The sequence below is a fragment of the Pseudoalteromonas luteoviolacea genome (assembly GCF_018100925.1).
Lineage (GTDB): Bacteria > Pseudomonadota > Gammaproteobacteria > Enterobacterales > Alteromonadaceae > Pseudoalteromonas > Pseudoalteromonas obscura.
On the sequence record NZ_JAGJEH010000005.1, the window covers coordinates 193,444 to 210,416 of the forward strand.

General features: G+C 41.1%; 17 protein-coding genes. 12 read left to right on the plus strand and 5 right to left on the minus strand.

Annotated features, from left to right (window positions below; translation table 11 throughout):
• Positions 1-7: 7 nt before the first annotated feature.
• On the minus strand, positions 8-904 hold the full coding sequence (locus J8M00_RS12345; protein ID WP_211010539.1) for a hypothetical protein: 897 nt from the start codon (positions 902-904) through the stop codon (positions 8-10).
• A 200-nt stretch (positions 905-1,104) separates the two neighbouring features.
• Complete coding sequence (locus tag J8M00_RS12350) at positions 1,105-1,656, minus strand: TetR/AcrR family transcriptional regulator (RefSeq protein WP_211010541.1); 552 nt, start codon at positions 1,654-1,656, stop codon at positions 1,105-1,107.
• A 174-nt stretch (positions 1,657-1,830) separates the two neighbouring features.
• Between J8M00_RS12350 and J8M00_RS12355 the strand changes: the two genes are divergently transcribed.
• A complete protein-coding gene (locus J8M00_RS12355) occupies positions 1,831-2,457 on the plus strand; it encodes a hypothetical protein (RefSeq protein WP_211010542.1) in 627 nt (208 codons plus the stop codon).
• 99 nt (positions 2,458-2,556) lie between these two features.
• Here J8M00_RS12355 and J8M00_RS12360 read toward each other — a convergent pair whose 3' ends face one another.
• Complete coding sequence (locus J8M00_RS12360) at positions 2,557-3,456, minus strand: LysR family transcriptional regulator (RefSeq protein WP_211010543.1); 900 nt, start codon at positions 3,454-3,456, stop codon at positions 2,557-2,559.
• A 294-nt stretch (positions 3,457-3,750) separates the two neighbouring features.
• Here J8M00_RS12360 and J8M00_RS12365 point away from each other — a divergent pair, with 294 nt between their 5' ends.
• The 7 genes from J8M00_RS12365 to J8M00_RS12395 all read left to right on the plus strand — a co-directional run bounded on the left by J8M00_RS12365 (position 3,751) and on the right by J8M00_RS12395 (position 11,799).
• Positions 3,751-4,470 (plus strand): SDR family oxidoreductase, encoded by a 720-nt coding sequence (locus tag J8M00_RS12365; RefSeq protein ID WP_211010544.1) that lies wholly within the window; start codon positions 3,751-3,753, stop codon positions 4,468-4,470.
• A gap of 505 nt (positions 4,471-4,975) precedes the next feature.
• Complete coding sequence (locus J8M00_RS12370) at positions 4,976-5,686, plus strand: cupin domain-containing protein (protein WP_211010546.1); 711 nt, start codon at positions 4,976-4,978, stop codon at positions 5,684-5,686.
• 786 nt (positions 5,687-6,472) lie between these two features.
• On the plus strand, positions 6,473-7,375 hold the full coding sequence (locus J8M00_RS12375) for a hypothetical protein (protein ID WP_211010547.1): 903 nt from the start codon (positions 6,473-6,475) through the stop codon (positions 7,373-7,375).
• A gap of 516 nt (positions 7,376-7,891) precedes the next feature.
• Entirely contained in the window at positions 7,892-9,106 is a 1,215-nt protein-coding gene (locus J8M00_RS12380) for a hypothetical protein (RefSeq protein WP_211010548.1), read from the plus strand.
• 337 nt (positions 9,107-9,443) lie between these two features.
• Positions 9,444-10,223 (plus strand): hypothetical protein, encoded by a 780-nt coding sequence (locus J8M00_RS12385; protein ID WP_211010550.1) that lies wholly within the window; start codon positions 9,444-9,446, stop codon positions 10,221-10,223.
• 281 nt (positions 10,224-10,504) lie between these two features.
• Entirely contained in the window at positions 10,505-11,572 is a 1,068-nt protein-coding gene (locus J8M00_RS12390; protein WP_211010551.1) for a hypothetical protein, read from the plus strand.
• 2 nt (positions 11,573-11,574) lie between these two features.
• On the plus strand, positions 11,575-11,799 hold the full coding sequence (locus tag J8M00_RS12395; RefSeq protein ID WP_211010553.1) for a hypothetical protein: 225 nt from the start codon (positions 11,575-11,577) through the stop codon (positions 11,797-11,799).
• Positions 11,800-11,920: 121 nt separating this feature from the next.
• Here J8M00_RS12395 and J8M00_RS12400 read toward each other — a convergent pair whose 3' ends face one another.
• Positions 11,921-12,529: a redoxin domain-containing protein gene (locus J8M00_RS12400; RefSeq protein ID WP_211010554.1), complete on the minus strand. Its 609-nt coding sequence runs from the start codon at positions 12,527-12,529 to the stop codon at positions 11,921-11,923.
• On the minus strand, positions 12,513-14,558 hold the full coding sequence (locus J8M00_RS12405) for a protein-disulfide reductase DsbD family protein (protein WP_211010555.1): 2,046 nt from the start codon (positions 14,556-14,558) through the stop codon (positions 12,513-12,515). Before J8M00_RS12405 ends, J8M00_RS12400 begins: the two co-directional genes overlap by 17 nt.
• A 449-nt stretch (positions 14,559-15,007) precedes the next feature.
• Between J8M00_RS12405 and J8M00_RS12410 the strand changes: the two genes are divergently transcribed.
• From J8M00_RS12410 to J8M00_RS12425, 4 genes are all read left to right on the plus strand, one after another.
• Entirely contained in the window at positions 15,008-15,343 is a 336-nt protein-coding gene (locus J8M00_RS12410) for a hypothetical protein (RefSeq protein ID WP_211010556.1), read from the plus strand.
• 264 nt (positions 15,344-15,607) lie between these two features.
• On the plus strand, positions 15,608-15,874 hold the full coding sequence (locus J8M00_RS12415; RefSeq protein ID WP_211010558.1) for a hypothetical protein: 267 nt from the start codon (positions 15,608-15,610) through the stop codon (positions 15,872-15,874).
• 51 nt (positions 15,875-15,925) lie between these two features.
• Positions 15,926-16,186, plus strand: coding sequence for a hypothetical protein (locus J8M00_RS12420; RefSeq protein WP_211010560.1), 261 nt, complete (start codon positions 15,926-15,928; stop codon positions 16,184-16,186).
• A 143-nt stretch (positions 16,187-16,329) separates the two neighbouring features.
• The gene (locus tag J8M00_RS12425) at positions 16,330-16,965 is read left to right on the plus strand and encodes a L,D-transpeptidase family protein (protein WP_247687353.1); all 636 of its coding nucleotides are present in this window, start codon (positions 16,330-16,332) and stop codon (positions 16,963-16,965) included.
• The last annotated feature ends 8 nt before the right edge of the window (positions 16,966-16,973 follow it).

Genomic DNA, 16,973 nt, shown 5'->3' on the forward strand with positions numbered 1-16,973 from the left:
TTGTCGATTAGTAACACTCTATGGAAATTGAGTTCCAAGGGTTTGGGCTTCCATCAACATATTTATTGCATATACCTTTTGCGAACAGGTTCTCTAGGTGATAGCCAAAACTGGTAAATTCAACAAGGTTACCGAAGAAAGGAAATTTGCCGTAAAAATGCAACTCCCTGAGCATATTGTCCAAATTGTAATTGGTTTGCTCTGCAATAAAGCTTTGATCTATTTCTTTTAAATTGATTACCCGAGAATCTGGGAAGCCTGGGATCACAACATGCAGGTATTCTTCGTCGTATGCACCATCAAAGAACTTCACGAATTGCATCATTTCTGTTGGAGACAGTTGGTTCATCGCGAGTTTAAAATCGGTTACTTCTAGCTGCTGATGAGAGAAATTACGATTGACATAAATTTTGCCGGGTAAAATATCATGCAGTGCGCGCATTACGCCTTGCTCATCGTCGGTAACACTTTGCGCGAGTGCATAGTTAGGAAACCTAGCGTTGGTAAAGCGTTCGTAAGACTCAATGACCATACCCATAAAAAACGCTACAGTTTGCTGTCGAGCGATGATATGTGCCTGTTCTTCAGTCACTTGTCTAGACATAAGCAGTGTAGCTTTTTTACCAGCATAGAAACTCACTAGGTTTTGTGTAATTGAATAGACTGCGGCATTTGAAGAGTTTTTGGGGTTGCCACCTTGGTATATTTTTGTGCCATTGGCATAGTCAAAAATGGTACTTAAATCAAAACGTCCATTTTCCTCGTTTTCACGTGTCTGCGCATTCCATTGAAATAAGTCATGGGAAGCTAAGCCCATCACGCCTATATCCACCACACGTACTGGTTTTTTTGCTAGTGCGGGTAGAGAAAACAGCAACAACAAGAGTACAGAGAGTAATTTCATTTGGTTATAATCCTTTTAATAAAAATGAGAATTATTATATTTAATCTTTGTTTGTGAATCAATGTTGTGTTTTTGGTTAAATAAATGTGGTGTCGAGGGTTTTGTGCATAAATCGCTTGGCAAGGAAAGCGCGTCAACTTGCTTGTTAACGTGGCGACTTCCCATCGGGTTGATAGGAAGCAGGTTTATGAATTTGTAGTTTATGGAGCAAGGTCAGTTTTTGCCATATTTTTTATCCAATCACTGATCACGTCAATTGAAGTTTGCTGGCCATTTAATAGCCTAAGTAATAAGCCGCCCATCAACAATGCATAGGCTTGCTCTGATTGTTCATTACCGACTATGGTTGCGAGCTCATCCATAAAGCGTGAGTCTGCTTTTTGCAGTAATTTATCATCGGCGATATCCTGTGGATCGCGGTTTTTTATATATTCTAAAAGCAGTACCATTTCGCCTTGAAATCTGCTGTCTAAGGTAGAGATTATCGCGTGCAATGCATCTGCTTTTGATGTGGGTATGCTCTGCTCATCTTCTGTGCCATATAAGCTGTGCTTTTGCGTGACGATCTCCGTACTTGCTTCAAATAAGTCTTTTTTACTTGGAAAGTAGTGATACAAAGCGCTTTTAGAAACACCTAATGCCTCTGCAATACCGCGCATCCCTAGGCCGTTGTATCCATGTTCTGTAAAGATATCTATGGCTTTTGTGGCCAGCTCAATCCGGTATGCATCTCGATCAATAACTTTTGGCATCGTTTAACTCATGATCTATTTGGTAATTTTACTCAGCCCAGTATAACGCACAAACATTATTTAGACCAAGTGGACTAAAAAGGTTGATCAAACTTTACGCTTGTGATTATTATATAGTCCAGATGGTCGATAAAGGTGTGCGGCTAATTTTGGCTTTTGTAAGTAGAGGTAAGAATGTCACAAAATAAACACATTATTAATGGGGCAAATATTGATTGGCACTGTGCAGGCAAGTTTAATTTTACAGCGGGGTTTAGTCCGACTAAGGCGGAAAGTGCAATCGCCAATTATGCTGCGTTTTTAGCGCCGGTCATTCTATATTTTGCGCTGTGGCGTACGCTCGATTGGTCGGTGTTGCAGTATGCCGTTGCCAGTTTTTTAGCATTGGATATGGTAGGGGGTGTGCTGACTAATTCTTTAGGGTCGATGAAACGGTTTTTACATACAAATCAAACCCTAGAGCTGAACTTTTTAGGTAAACTCGTTGGCAGTAAGTTCTTATTCCCGGCGATACATTTTCAAATTTTTGCAGCTCCACTGTGTTTTGATGTCAGTTGGTCATACGCATTTTTCTGGTACGGTTTAATGATGTTGTCAGTTGTGTTGATCCATTGTCTACCACAGTACATTCATCGCCCTGTTGCACTTCTTATCGTTATGCTCTCGATTATGTTGAGCCAATTGGTTTTTGTCGGCCCGCCGGGGCTTGAATGGTTGGCGTCAATCTACATTATTAAGCTGGTTTTATCTCATGGTGTGCGTGAGGAGCCCTACAGGCCGAATGTAGAAGCAAGCAAGTAGAGCCTTCTGAGGACTGGGCCTGTGTAGGCGTTGCAATACAGGCCAAGCTTGCGAGGTGTGCGCAGCTATTTGCAACACGGCAACAATAAATTGATGGGCTTATTTAAAGTATTTAGCAAAGTGCATTGAAACAAAATCTTTAAAAGCGATGACCCGTGCAGGTTGATGTTTATCCTTTAGGTAGAGCAAATAAAACGGTGTAGGCTCCGGTTGCCAATTTTTAAATATTGGAACAAGGAGCCCCTGCAGGACTTCATCGGAGCAGTAAACATTTGGTACGCGAATTATGCCGTTGCCAAGTAGTGCGCTGTAGAGCATCACTCGGCCATTCTTGCAAGACAAATCTGCATTGACACTGACATTTTGCTTTGCTTTTGACGACGCATGTACAAAGCTCCATTGGTTCATGCTGCCAGCGATGCACTTGTGATTAACTAAGCTTTTAGGCTCAGCAGGGCGACCGTATTTTTCAATATATGCAGGGCTGGCAAAAGTACCAACTTCGATATCTGTCAACTTTCGCGCGATCAGGGATGAGTCGAATAGCTCTCCCATTCGAAACACAAAGTCAAACTCACCCGAGACTAGGTCAACTCTTTGACTACTGAAATCAAGTACAACGCTTACCTCTGGATGTGCTTTCATAAAGTCTGACACCAAAGGGCCGATGATGTTTTCGCCGATATAGCCACCAACACTATTAATTTTAAGTTTCCCAGATAAGCTAGAAGCTTGCTCTTTGGCGCGATCAATGGCCGATTCAATTCCTAAAAATGACTGTTTGCATTTGTCATAGAAGATCTCACCGGCATCAGTGAGGTGTTGTGTTCGTGTTGTTCTAACCAGCAAGCTCACACCTAAATCAGACTCAAGTTGAGTCAATTGTTTGGAAATGTGGGACCGAGAGCAACGTAGCGTTTCTGCTGCATTGGTGAAACTGCCAGACTCGACTAACACTAAAAAGCTTTTTATATCTGAATAGCTCACGCTTTTATTCATACTGCTTGGTCCATAAAGTGATTTTATTGGTAACTATAAGTAAACATTGTTGTGAATTGATAAGTATATATCACCAATAGTCAATCTCATACAATGGCGTTCTAAGTTGCTCGTAGCTTAATTTACTTGAAAAGTACGATGTGGCACGAAAAAGGTGTTCCGAACACTTACGACAAAGTGTTCTGTTTCCTAAAAAGTAGGTCGAATAATCAGCTGCTGATACTGCAGCGCACTTATGGGCAATAACAGAGCTGCATAGGCAAGACGAACGCATCAGATATTGGAGAAAAAAGTATGAAAAAATTGGTTGTTATCACCGGAGCAAGTTCGGGTATTGGAGAAGCTATAGCGAGGCGTTTTAGTGAAGCTGGTTACCCACTTTTATTAGTTGCTAGACGTATTGAGAAATTGGCAGCGCTTGACCTACCAAACTGTTTGTGTGAACAAGTCGATGTGACGGATAGACACGCTTTTGAACAAGCGATTTCAAAAGCTGAAGCTCAATTTGGTCCCGTTGAGTGCCTCATTAACAATGCTGGCGTCATGTTGCTTGGGCAAATTGACTCTCAAGACAGCGGTGAATGGTCAAAGATGTTTGATGTCAACGTACTGGCTTTATTAGGAGGTATGCAAGCAGTGCTTGAGCCTATGAAAACCAGACAAAGCGGGACGATCATCAACGTTAGCTCTATTGCCGGAAAGAAAACATTCCCTAACCATGCAGCGTACTGTGGTACTAAGTTTGCGGTGTCTGCTATCAGCGAAAATATCCGTGAAGAAGTTGCAGAGTTTGGTGTTAGGGTGACAAGCATCTGTCCAGGCGCGGTGGAAACAGAATTGTTAAGTCATACAACCTCAACAGAGATTAAAGCCGGTTATGAAGACTGGAAGCAGACCATGGGGGGCGCGTTAATTGCCGATGACATTGCCAGAGCCGCACTATTTATTCAAGAGCAGCCGCAATACGTGTGCATTCGAGAGCTGGTAATTGCTGCAACACGTCAGCAACCTTAGAACAGAGAACAAAAGCCACACTGGCATTGAGCTCTTCATGGCAGAGTTATTCACTCTGCCATGGCTGTTGCGCATGAATTGGTGATTGAGCAGCCCAACACAGTGGGCACGTACGTGAAATAGCCTGAATAACTCCGGCCTTTGTTGTGTAATCAAGCAACCTCATGTTTGGCACCAATGTCCAACTTACTATTTTGTATTTTCTTTGCATGCACTGAATGCTTTTTCGCCTCAACCATGAATCTGAAGATTTGTTTTTGCATTTTTGCAACCTTGGGTTAACCTTTTCGCGGGCCGATAACTTATGAAGTTGAAGGTATACCTAATTTATACGAAGAAGTTTGGGCGGTGACTTGTGTCGCTGGAAATGCTCGTTAAAAGCAAACATTGGGGAATTACTTTAAGAGACAGAGCTAAGCTGTCTGCTTTTAGCCTGATGACAGCTTCCAATACAGACGTATTAGATTCTTAAGTCTGAAACAGTTTTTCAAAAAGGAGTATGAAAATGACAGATAATTTACTGAGCCTATTTAATAACAGGCAAAAACTCTCCAAAGCACAGCTTGATCAATTTGTACTCGTTCAATGGCAGCAGGGGAAGCACTTTGATCGCTTGCCTTCAAACGCATTGCCAGACTACAAAAAGTTTGACGCTTTTCCTTGGGAAAAAATTGATTGCATGCTGACCAAAATTGTTAGACAACAAGAGGATGGGCTTTCGTTTGGCTTTGATATGTTCCCGCCAAAATCAGCGGCCAAAGGGGATATGCATGTACACCCACTAAGTAGCCGCTTAATCACCGTGTTAGAAGGTTACGGTACTGCCATAGTGCAAACTTGTAAGGGGAAAATGGCAAAAAAAGAAGTGGGACCAGGTGATGTGATATTGTTTCCGCACGCGACGCCACACTGCTTTTGGGGAGCAGAAGATGCCCCTATGGTTGTTGAAGTAATGCTCGGACCTTATGTGCCCTTTGAACACCCGTTACATACTGTTTGCCCTAAAAAAGCGAAAGTCATAGCACAAGACTATCCGGATCTATTTAGACCCTGCCATGTCGATGAACTAGAGCAAGTCGCCAATAGGGTCGTAGCGTTACAAGCGCAAGGGCTAGTGGAGTTGAGTGAACATCAGGTGATGGAGTGGGGAGATGAATTTATTGATGCTTTAGGCGGTTATGAAACAACAGAGCGCGTTTGTGCTATTGAACGTTAGGTTGAGTGAGTTACCTCAAACAACTGCTGATTGGATGTCCTTGTGCGCAATGAAATTGCTCCAAGTCGAATTCGTTACATAAGTTTGGGGAGGATTAACCTGCATATTAAAACCATAAATATTGTTCACAAAATCGCATCGGCTGCGTTATTAGTATTAATAAAGCGCAGCGTACATTGCGTTTTTCAATAATACCGGCAGTATTTTTAAATTCGATTACCTAAATGTAGGTGATGCGGCGAAGCCGTTTTAGCGTATTACGCGTTAAGCGGCAATGCTGTTTTACTATCTAAATTCGATAAAAAACTTAAGAGCAGTGCGCTTTTACTGATTCGAATCGCTTAAAACACAGTGATGATTGCCAACTATTACGAGCACTGCATATCTCTGCATAGAGTCCGTTTTAATGAGCGTAGTTGGTACTTAAAGCTTCTTTGACACGTTCTAAAATGACATTTCTACAGCGCCACTATTAAGGGTAATGATGTGCTGAAGTAATTGCTCCCACGGCTGTTGGCACACAAGCAGACTAATTCACTTTCAAGGTATATATCTGGCGCATTAATAGAGAGAAATTATTTTTTGGTTTCTAGTTTCCAGTCTATTAGACCAGATGGAGAGTGACTTCCAAATCTAACCAAGATGAATTTTGGTTGAAAGCAGATTTTAAAGAACCGAGTAAACAAGGGGGTTAAGCACTTTCTTTGGAAAGTGGAACAACCCTTTTTACATGTAAGTAGTAGTAAAACTATGTAAGTGGCACCATCAATATTAAGGATCTTTATTATGATGAAACCAAAAATCACAGCTTCAGAAGATATAAAGGAAGCGACAAAGTTGGGGACCTATGAGCGTCTTCGTCCGGGGGGCGCGTCGGCCAAAGTGGCGGCAAAAGTTGAAGGGACGATAAAGCAAGAGGAGTTGAAACTGGCATTGTATGATGCAAAAGGTAACCAATCCAAAACCAAAGGCGACGTCTCCGTACTCGGAGATGTTAAATTAAGCAAAGAAATAGAAATCACCGTTAGTCCAAAGCAGCAAACCAAGCTGGGTGAAGAGCTGACGGTAAAATCTGAGAACAAAGAAATCGATGATTCAGCAATCACCAATCGTTTTGCGATTGCCTCATACCCGCAAAACTGGGATCTTCCTAGCGCAAAAAATAGTCTTGTCGATGATGATGAAGCCATTATGGAAGTCTCTGATGCCTATGAGAGCGATGGCGTGCCAAACGACTATAGTTGGCTGGATGAAGTAATGATCTCAGAGCAAGTGCAAGGGGGCGCGCCTGTTGGTCCGTTAACAGTTGGTCCAGGAGATAACTCAGATTATCTGGATGGCGACTCACCGGGAAGTGACTCCCACACGCGCATCTCGTATGGTTCTATCGATAAGAATAAGCTAAAACCGGACAAAGATGGCACTCGTTATGATGGACATATCACACAAACCTGTATCTTTAAATGTGGTCGCACCGATGTGAAAGACAAGGTGGTTCCCAATTCAGGTTACGAACTGACAGACTCACTAGAGCGAGTGAAGGGGCGTTGGAAGTTCTGGTTTACGAAGATAGGTAAAAGTGTCACGGCTAACGGCTATCATTCGGGGGCAGGAAAGGGCAACCATACTTCTGACGCTTATGAGGTCGTCACTACAACGCCTGATTTGACATTCAAAAAGTGGGTATAACTGCTACTACCATATGACTTTTCAGTTTTGTATTAAAAAGTAACTGCGCATTTTATTCTCGATATCTAAAGACTGTTCATGTAGGTATCTAAATTAAATGACGTAATCTCGGAATCATGTGAAGGGGCCGAGCGGCTTGCATGATCAGTATTCCCACTTGTTGTAGCCGTATAAGCTTTTAATTCTACATTGCTTGAAAATGAGAGGGGTTTTACAACAGAGTTACCCTTGTTTACGGTGACTCAGCTAGCTGTGGTAATGCATCAATCATAATTGCAGCAAGGTGACACAAGTGAGAATTCAAATCAGCGGATCCACAATTTGATTATGTTGTAGAACAAGCTCCTCGCCCCCTTTTTCTAAATTTAAATCTCTAACTTAATTATTTTAAATCATAAATTAGCTTTGTGCTGCGTGTGAGTCGGTCTATGTGATCAGAGGTTGACGGCTTACTGCGGTTGTTTTTGCCCAGCACAAATGCGCTTTTCAATTCACAAACAAAACTAAGGATGCGTTATGCTGAATGCAGATCAAAGTGAGCAGTCAAAGAAGGAGACAGGTGTCATTGTTGAAATGATAGCGCCTGCTGAAAAAGGCTTGCACACAGATCGGAAACTAATAAACAGTGTCGTTGCAAAACACAGTGGCTTAAAACCGAGTTTGAAAAATAGAATTTTCTACGCCATTGGCTTTAACAAAAGAGAAGGGAATGCTGATGGGGAACCTGATTTAAACCAAGGGGTAGCTAAAAAAGGCAGTACAAAAATAAATGGTACCAAATACAAGTATGACAAAGTACAAAAGCGAGATTATGAAAAAAAATCAGATGACACCTTTGGTTACATCGAAAACTTCTTGCGTTGGGGGTCTGCGACTTGGATTTGGGCAAATTTAAATTCATCAGATCTCGCGAGAAAGCAAAATAAAATAGGGCGGCCAATAAGAACTAACTTCCCTTTTCGCGCGTGGCGAGAGCTTGCTCATACAACTGCTTTAGGGCACTGGGGCGCTAAAAAGTGGCTTGCGGGAGATGAACGACGAGATTTGATATACAAAACTGCGGATGATGATCAAGACTGGTCGGAGTCTGAAATAGAGAATGGCCTTGACGCTGCTGCCAAAGCAATTGGTGATTCAAAAGGGGCCAAGAGTATTGCACCTGATACGCTCAATATGCCTTTAGTTCTTACAACGCCTTACCACTGGAGCTCGACAGGGGCGAGCGATTTACAAGAGTCTGAAGATTATAAATACCAAACCTTTTTAGATGAACTTAATGGCTATGAAGTGGATAAAAGAAAAGCGCTATATGATAAACATCCACTAAAAATTTATTATCCAGAGCCGACAACTTACTTTACTCGGGCAGCTGCTGATATTCACCCTTCTAAAGGAGATAGTGTGCTCGAAGGCGCGGCTAAAATTACCAGTATAGTTGAAACCGTTGTGCAAACAGCGACTGACGACACCACGAAGGATGGCACGAACGCGACCGATGTGTCAGTTACCAATTGGAAAAAAATGTTTAAGTTTTTGCACGACCAAAAACTCACTTCCGCTCCGGGCGACAGGGCCAAATCGTTAGTTGATTTGTATACAGCTGTTAAAGGGCTGGACAATCCTGAACGAAAAGGAGCGATTGAAACAGGAATGGGGACCTCTATAGATCAAAGTGCTTTTGAAGATGGGTATGAGGATAACGTGTATAAGTGGAACACTCAAAAAAAATAGTAACCTGTAAGTAGTTAAGCTTCTTGCTTTTTCATATTTAAATTAGTTTATCTTTACCTTAATTGGCTAAGGTAATTGCGCCATGATTTTTAGTTTATAGTTAATCTTTTTTTTATTTGTCATGCGAGGGGCATGAATGCCATTCATTTCTTAGCGTGAAAACCTCATTTTTCGGGGGGTGTCACATTTAAAATAAACTTAATTATAATATTGTTTTTCTAATTTTTATTTTTTATGTGTTGTGTTTTTTGTTGGTGGGTGATTTTAAATTATATATTAAATTTATATAATTAGAGTTGATTTTAAGGTTTGTTCTTAAATAATAAGGAGTCAGAAAGTGATGCAAAGTCAAAAAGGACCGATTAAACCAGCAACAGGAATTACGGGTAATCAGATTAAGCCACAAAACAAAGAGTCAGAAATGATTCTAATGCAAAAAGGACCAAGTAAACCAACGACTGATATTACGGGTTCTCAAGTAATTGCACAAAACAAAGAGTCTGAAGAACAAATTACACCATTGCAAATTGAAGCGTTAACAGAGTTGGAGAAGGAGAGTGTCAATAAATACAATAATGCAATTTGGGCCGCTAGAAATTTAGATTCCATACGTAAAACAGGGAGGTTTACGGAGCTAGGAATAGAAAAAAGCCGAATTAAACAGTTTTTCGAATCGGGGTGGGCAGAGAGAAAATCATTAGAAACAGCAATTTCTAAAACAAGGATAAATTTATATAAAATGCCATGGAAATTCAAGCATGACTTTGTAACAAAAACAAACGATCGCTTGCAAAATTTAGGAGAATATATAAGTGCTAAACGACAAGTAGAAAATATACGTAATTTGCCATTGTATTTGCGGGAAGTAAACACAGAAATGGATGGTAATCAAGCTTCAAAACAACTTGGCGAAGAGAAATTTTTGAATATTAATGACAATCCACTAGAAGTAGTTGATAAGTTGGAATCTTTAAAAGATCTAAAAGAAGCCGCAATGAAGCTACCAGCTGAAGAGATTCTAGTGACTTACTACGTTGTTGAAGACGGAGTGCAAGACTATAATAATATGGAGAAACGGATAAGGCAAAAACGAGCTGCTAAGAAAAATAACAAGTAATTGGCTTATATTGCATATTTACTCTTTGTTTTCATATTGAAGGTATAAAAATCTCTGTTTTAAATTTGTGTGGTTAAATGGTTGTTGTAGTTTGCTTTTGGCTGGTCTGTTTATTTAAATTAATACGCTTTAGTAAATAGTCACGAATGTGAATGTGTTGATGCTGATAGAGTTATTACTCCTTTTTTATGATGTATCAAATGAACGCAAAAGGAGGTACCTGCTGCTATGCTAGTAGTGTCATTGAATAATTGAATAAAAAGCGGGCCAGAGGAGGGCGTATGATGCTGAAATTTATCTTAGCCATACAAATTGTTTTTTTCTCAGCTGGCTGCTTTAGCAAGAATATTTTTGTCGTCGGTTCGGTTATAAATCAAACCCCACCAAGTCAACATGTTGAAAACGCTAAAGTGATCCTGTTAGTCAATGAAGAGCGTATCGAAGCGGAGTATTTACCGTCGAAAGGCACATTTAGTAAGCGGCTAGCGCCAGATAAATATGCCAAGGAGCACATCGCGTTTTTGGTCCTACATACTGATTTTGTGCAGGTTGATCCTGAGCGGGATAGGGTAAGAACAGGCTTTAGTGGCAAAACAGAACACCACATCAATGTTAGGACAAAGGAGCACCTAGCAGATACTTTAGTGCTTTCTGCAAAAAAATCAGCCTTAACAGGTGATTATATCAAGGCGTTGGATCAGCTAGATTCTGCAAGTGCCATCTATCAAAGCTTTGACATTTACTCTTACAAAGTAAGACTGATTGGCGATGCGTTAAAGACCCAAAGTACGTTGCCAATCAGGCATATGGATCTAACTACTGATGGTGACTTTTTGAATTACACAAAAGGCCTCAGTGATCTTGAAAGATATAAGCTATTTTTACAGCTAGGCCACGTATATACGAATGTACCAGATCCTGAAAAAGAGATTGACGCAACAACATCTTATTTTGATGTGGCGGTGTCGGCTTATGCCGTTGCTAAAAAGGCAAATCCAGCAAACGCAAGGCCCTATCAGGGCGAATACAAGTTGTATCAAAAGACGGGTAATCATTTTGACGCTGCTATGGTGATCCAAAGCTATTTCGACAATAACGCGGTGATAAAAAAAGGATCAACAATACGTACTTTTTTGGGGGACTGGTTAACGAGCTTTGAAAAAGTGACAGGGTTTCCTTATACCTCACGGGAGGATATAGCAAAAGACACTTTGTACTATGACATGGCTAAAAGGTTATTAGTGACGATACAGCAGTACGAATCGATTTTTAAGCATGATAATAAACCTAGCTCGAAACGGATACGTGACGCAACAACTCTACTCAAAAACATCGTAGAAAGGAGGTAAATATGTCTAATTGGCACATTAGCGTTTTGGTTGTTGTGGCTTCCATATTGGCGGTCATGGTGATCCTTCCCGTCGCAATTGTGACCGTGATGTACCCTGAAAATGAGCTACCGGAAGTATTGGTTAATTGGGGTGGCATTATTTTAGGGTTTTTCTTTGGCACATTGACGACTGCGCTTACGAGCAAAGTAGAGAGAAAGTCTCGCGATCCCAACGCTGAAAACTAATCAACGGTGTTTTGGGGGAAGTTAGGTTTCACTGTTAAGGCGTTGAAATAAGCTGGTGAAATAGGTTTGCCAAGCCTTCTGTATGACCAGCTTGTTTCTTTCTCTAACTGAACTGCGTCGACTAACTCTTGTATTTGATTGAGCAGCCATACGGTTTAGTAATTTTCTTGTTGATGGCTTTACCTGCCAATAAGTTGGTTAGGCTGCTGACGACATAGTTGGTCGCTTTTGGAATGTCTGCGGGGTTTGCCGATTTTATACTGTCGATGGCACCAGCATAACTCAATTTACCTTCAGGATTGATGATGTACATATGAGGTGTCGTTTTGGCTTTGTAAAGGCGACCAACAGCCCCTGATTCGTCGAATAACACATGAGAAGGGGATGCGTTTCGAGTTTTGGTCAAATCATTTGCTTTGTTGGCATCAACGTGCCCTTGTTTACCTTTTGCAGAGGAAATGACAGACAACCAAACTACATCCTGCTGCGTGTATTTGCGTTGCAGCGATTGCATATTGTCACTCCCGTAATGCTTTTTGACATATGGACAGAGGTGGTTTGTCCACTCCAGTACCACATATTTGCCTTTGAAATCTGATAGAGTCACCGTTTTTCCATAGGAATCTTGCAGTGTAAAATCAGGAGCGATGGCATCTATTTTTGCTGCCGCCATACTCATGGCTGGGGCAAAAAAGGTTGTAATTACAAACCATTTAATTAGACGTTGCATTGTTAATTTCCTTCCTAGCTTCATAGATAGCATCGATTACTATCTCAGGTGTTAGCACTTGAGGCAAAATCTGCTTACTGTGGTTTCCTGCATACACTATATATAAGGGTACACCTGAGCGTTGATATTGCTTCAAATAGTTTAAAATAGTTGTATTCTTGTTTGTCCAATCTCCGACTAGGTAGTCGATATCACCTTCTTCAAAGAGCGCTTTTAGCGCATCATCCTTAAAGGCGACTTGCTCATTTACCTTACAAGTAATACACCAATCGGCGGTCATATTCACTACTACAACATGATTTTCATTACGTAGTTGAGAGAGTTTTTGTTCACTAAATTGGTCGGATCCGAGCTGCTGATCATCGCTAGTAATGTGTGTGCCTTTCATACTTGAAAGTGTCGCGATGCCGACCGCCATGAGCATAAAAATATAGCTAAAAGGGCGACCCATTTTACTCGACAGCCAGATAAAGAGTGCAAAAAGTAATAATCCAGACAATAACCACAATTGGCCCATGCTGCTGGTCTGAGATAAAAATACCCAAACTAACCACACTACAGTCGCAATCATAGGAAAGCCGAGAAAATGTTTGAAGGTTTCCATCCATGCTCCGGGCTTTGGCAATAACTTTGCAAAGTGTGACGACATAGGGAGTAGTGTCATAGGTAGCGCAAAGCCAACCGCTAATGCTGTAAAAACTAGCCAGGTTTCAAATGCAGGGCTAAGCATGGCAACACCCAGTGCGGTCGCCATAAATGGTGCGGTACAGGGGGATGCAACGATAACCGCAAGTACACCTGTAAAGAACTGGCTGAAAAAAGAACTGCCTTGCGTCAATGAGTGTCCAATCCCAGACATGTTTACGCTTGGTGGTAATAAGTCCCACAGCATCATCGCAATGAAAGTGAACAAAAAGGCCAATGCAGCAATCAGCAATGGCTCTTGTAAATGAAAACCCCATCCAACAGCGCTGCCAGCTGCCTTTAACGAAATAACAACCGCAGCAAATAACCAAAAGCTGATAATGACCCCTAGTGGGTACCCCCAATGACTTTTACACTCAGTCGAACTTAACGCCAAGGCCTTCATCGATAATACAGGCAGTACACAAGGCATGATATTGAGGATTAAACCACCAAGAAATGCGAAAACTAAAATAACCCAAATCGGTTTCGATGCAGTGTTATCGGTTCGGATAAAGTCCGGAGAATTTGGCAAAGCGTTGACATAATACCCAGAACCTCCATCACTCAACAAAAATTTAAGTGAGTCGGGTTGTGAAGAGAAATAATCGGATAATGGTAACACTAGCTGGGCTACATCTTGTGATTGTGTCCAATCTTGCGCAGCATTGTGCTGGATCACGTCCCCCCTAAATGGAAATATCTGCCAGTTCGATTGATAAGGCCATGCCATTTGCAAAGCAATATGACTTTCGCTTAGTTCAAATTTAGCCTCAATGAATGGCTTGTTCGCCAAACGTAGGCGAGTTTGCTCAAATAAGGCTTGGTGATCGGAATAGTCGATAGACTGCCCTGTTGGCACTATTGGTAAATCAAGTTCTAACTTAGCCCACCCAGGTATACAGTCTTCTTTGCAGACTAGCCAAGACAAGTCGGCCTTTATGGTTGCATGGGGAAGGGATTGCTCTTTAAGCGTTATTGGCACCATTAGTAAAGTTCTGCCCTCGTAGCCATAGTTCACTAAATGTGCTACTTCTATCGCTTTAGGGATTGGCCACTGAATATTCCCAAACTCTATTGCATCGCTGTGCCATTCAATCTTGGGGGCTTCACCTGAATCTCCCGGGTTTAACCAGTAGGTGTGCCAACCTTGTTCCGGGTTCAGTATGATGCCGATCCAGTGGGTTTTCCCTATGCTAAGCTGACTGGTTTCGGATACCAGCGAAACTTCAATATGTGGCCCTGTGGCTGAATTCTGTGCAAATCCCCCACATGAAAATACCAACAGAAAAATGAAGATAAGTTTAACCATGCAATTATCTGTTCCGAAAATGTCTTTTATCATTGTAGTCTCAAAACTCAATAATTTAGTCCATAAAACACTCAACTTAATAAGCCTACTATGTACTTACGTGGCATGAAATGATTTGCGACTAACGTGTAATTATCAGTCGCCAGCTTGTTTAGGTTATTGTGAACATTGCAGATTTTTAACATTACCTTCTTATCGCGAGTACGCTTGCTATTACGCAACCGGTTTAATTACTTTGATTTAGATAAGTAGGGTGGCGAATATATATTTTGGCCGAAAAGAGTCGTAATTGAGCAGAATAACTTGGTTAATTGGCGCGTAATTCCTCATGATGAGTGATTTAAGTACCTCAATGGCGGGGAAAGTTGTAAAATGGCATCACAATGATGAATGGGCCGTTTAATGCTTGGCTGGCGTCCATTCTTAGGTAATTTTAGCCAAGCCTAATACGCCGTTTATGTTGGCGTTAAGTGCACTGAAACATGATTAAACTGATAGAAAACACGCCGTGGTGGTTCTTAATTCTTTTATATGTAACTACATTGATCATCGGAACTTTTATTGGGGCTCCTTTGTTGGCTTATGCTTACGATATATCAATGAGTATCGAAGTGCAGCGGCTGTTTGTTTTAATGGCGCTCATGAGAGTGCATTTTTTACTGCCTCTTCTGATAGCGGCAACTATTGGTCTCACGTATGTAAGAGGTAAAAAGAATAAATCTCTCACCTACGCATTTATAGCAGCGTGTGTTGTTCTTATACCTGGCCTTTTCTACGGTTTGCAGGCGTCTGACATTTATAACTTTGCAGCTGTGTAAAAGGCACTTGGGGTTAGCACGCTTGCTGACTGGTAAGCGTGTGAAACACGCGCAAAACGGCATATTATGAATTAGATAGCCTACTGTGTTGACTATTGTTGATTGAGTGTTCTTTCACTTATTCAGCGGCAGAAAACTTGAATGACCGCAAGTATAAAATTGCTACATAAGACTGCGTATGCAGCACTACTCAGGATCTTCAAGCTGCATTAACAGAGAATGCTTCTCACGTTTGTAAATCCGAAAACTTCGTATTTGTCGACAATGAGCTTAACATTAACTGCAACTTCTGAATTTGAAGGGGCTGCTTATTTTAGGCTTGATAATTGTGCCTTTTTTCTCCAAGACTTTTACGAACCGAGTCATTGCCAAAACGCCATGCTGCATCTGTTGGTGGAAGATTCGACTGGCTGGCATGAACATATATTAAATGTAAAGGTGAGCGAAGAGTTTAATGTTCAGTTGACTGAAACTGTAGAACAAGCATGGGGAATACTTGAGTTTTGTTTGACTGATTTTAGTGAGGGTTAGTGGCAATGAGCACAGAATAGGTAACTCATTTTGCTCAAATAGGAAAATACAATGATTATAAAAATAATTTTGTTACTCGCTTTACTGAGAGTATTAGCTATCACCGAAAAACCAATCTTATGTGCAGGTATATATTCCTCAGTGGTGTTAGTATTTGGTTGGATGAGCGGCGCCAGCTTTTCGTATGTTTTAGTCGGTACTTTGATATCGTTTGGTTTATCTTTTTTGTATTTTTGGCTTTTAAATAGATTTAATCACGGCCCGTTGTATTTTGTGATCCTAGTGCTTGGTTTGGGAATTGGCTTAGTTTAAAGAAGATTAAAGTGGAATTAATATCTATAGTATTTTATAGCAAGTAAGGATCAACAATGCATTTTGTAAAACTTCTAGCACTCATTTCTTTTATTGTAGTCACAGCTGGTGTCTATTTTTTTATGAGGCCTATATGGGTTCCTATGTTTCATAAAATTGTTGGAAAGCGCACTACTGCAGATGTTGTCGACCTATATGGTGAGGCCTCAAAAGATAGGTTATTGCCTTTTTTCAAAACTGCAAATGTTCAGTTTCCGCCTGAAAAAGTTACCTTGCTAGCAATCAAAGATTCAAATGAGCTTGAACTGTGGGTTGAAAATGCCGAGGAGCAAACCTTTATACGTTCCTACCCAGTGCTGGCAGCTAGTGGTGTGTTAGGTCCCAAGCTAAGGGAAGGTGATAAGCAAGTTCCAGAAGGGATTTACCAGCTAGAGTATTTAAACCCTAATAGTGCATTTCATCTGTCCATGAAGCTCAACTACCCAAATGATTTTGATTTACTGCATGCAAAAGAAGAGGGTAGAGCAGAGCCCGGCACCAATATTTTCATTCATGGAAAGGCCATTTCAATTGGTTGTTTAGCGATGGGTGATGAAGTTGCTGAAGAACTTTTTGTTTTAACAACGCTAGTAGGCAAATCGAATGTCAACGTCGCGATTGCGCCGTCGGACCCACGAATTAATGATATTTCAAAGTTAGCGAGCGATAAACCGCAGTGGGTGAAGACGTTGTATTTAAACATTTCAAACTATTTTGAGAGGTTTAAACATGATAGATAGCTTGCTTG

Excerpts from the sequence above, each read along its gene's own strand:
- J8M00_RS12415 (WP_211010558.1), top strand. The coding sequence starts at position 15,608 with ATGAGCTTAACATTAACTGCAACTTCTGAATTTGAAGGGGCTGCTTAT.
- J8M00_RS12390 (WP_211010551.1), top strand. The coding sequence starts at position 10,505 with ATGATGCTGAAATTTATCTTAGCCATACAAATTGTTTTTTTCTCAGCT.
- J8M00_RS12345 (WP_211010539.1), bottom strand. The coding sequence starts at position 904 with ATGAAATTACTCTCTGTACTCTTGTTGTTGCTGTTTTCTCTACCCGCA.
- J8M00_RS12410 (WP_211010556.1), top strand. The coding sequence starts at position 15,008 with ATGATTAAACTGATAGAAAACACGCCGTGGTGGTTCTTAATTCTTTTA.
- J8M00_RS12380 (WP_211010548.1), top strand. The coding sequence starts at position 7,892 with ATGCTGAATGCAGATCAAAGTGAGCAGTCAAAGAAGGAGACAGGTGTC.
- J8M00_RS12375 (WP_211010547.1), top strand. The coding sequence starts at position 6,473 with ATGATGAAACCAAAAATCACAGCTTCAGAAGATATAAAGGAAGCGACA.
- J8M00_RS12395 (WP_211010553.1), top strand. The coding sequence starts at position 11,575 with ATGTCTAATTGGCACATTAGCGTTTTGGTTGTTGTGGCTTCCATATTG.
- J8M00_RS12365 (WP_211010544.1), top strand. The coding sequence starts at position 3,751 with ATGAAAAAATTGGTTGTTATCACCGGAGCAAGTTCGGGTATTGGAGAA.
- J8M00_RS12405 (WP_211010555.1), bottom strand. The coding sequence starts at position 14,558 with ATGATAAAAGACATTTTCGGAACAGATAATTGCATGGTTAAACTTATC.
- J8M00_RS12355 (WP_211010542.1), top strand. The coding sequence starts at position 1,831 with ATGTCACAAAATAAACACATTATTAATGGGGCAAATATTGATTGGCAC.
- J8M00_RS12350 (WP_211010541.1), bottom strand. The coding sequence starts at position 1,656 with ATGCCAAAAGTTATTGATCGAGATGCATACCGGATTGAGCTGGCCACA.
- J8M00_RS12400 (WP_211010554.1), bottom strand. The coding sequence starts at position 12,529 with ATGCAACGTCTAATTAAATGGTTTGTAATTACAACCTTTTTTGCCCCA.
- J8M00_RS12370 (WP_211010546.1), top strand. The coding sequence starts at position 4,976 with ATGACAGATAATTTACTGAGCCTATTTAATAACAGGCAAAAACTCTCC.
- J8M00_RS12425 (WP_247687353.1), top strand. The coding sequence starts at position 16,330 with ATGTTTCATAAAATTGTTGGAAAGCGCACTACTGCAGATGTTGTCGAC.
- J8M00_RS12360 (WP_211010543.1), bottom strand. The coding sequence starts at position 3,456 with ATGAATAAAAGCGTGAGCTATTCAGATATAAAAAGCTTTTTAGTGTTA.
- J8M00_RS12420 (WP_211010560.1), top strand. The coding sequence starts at position 15,926 with ATGATTATAAAAATAATTTTGTTACTCGCTTTACTGAGAGTATTAGCT.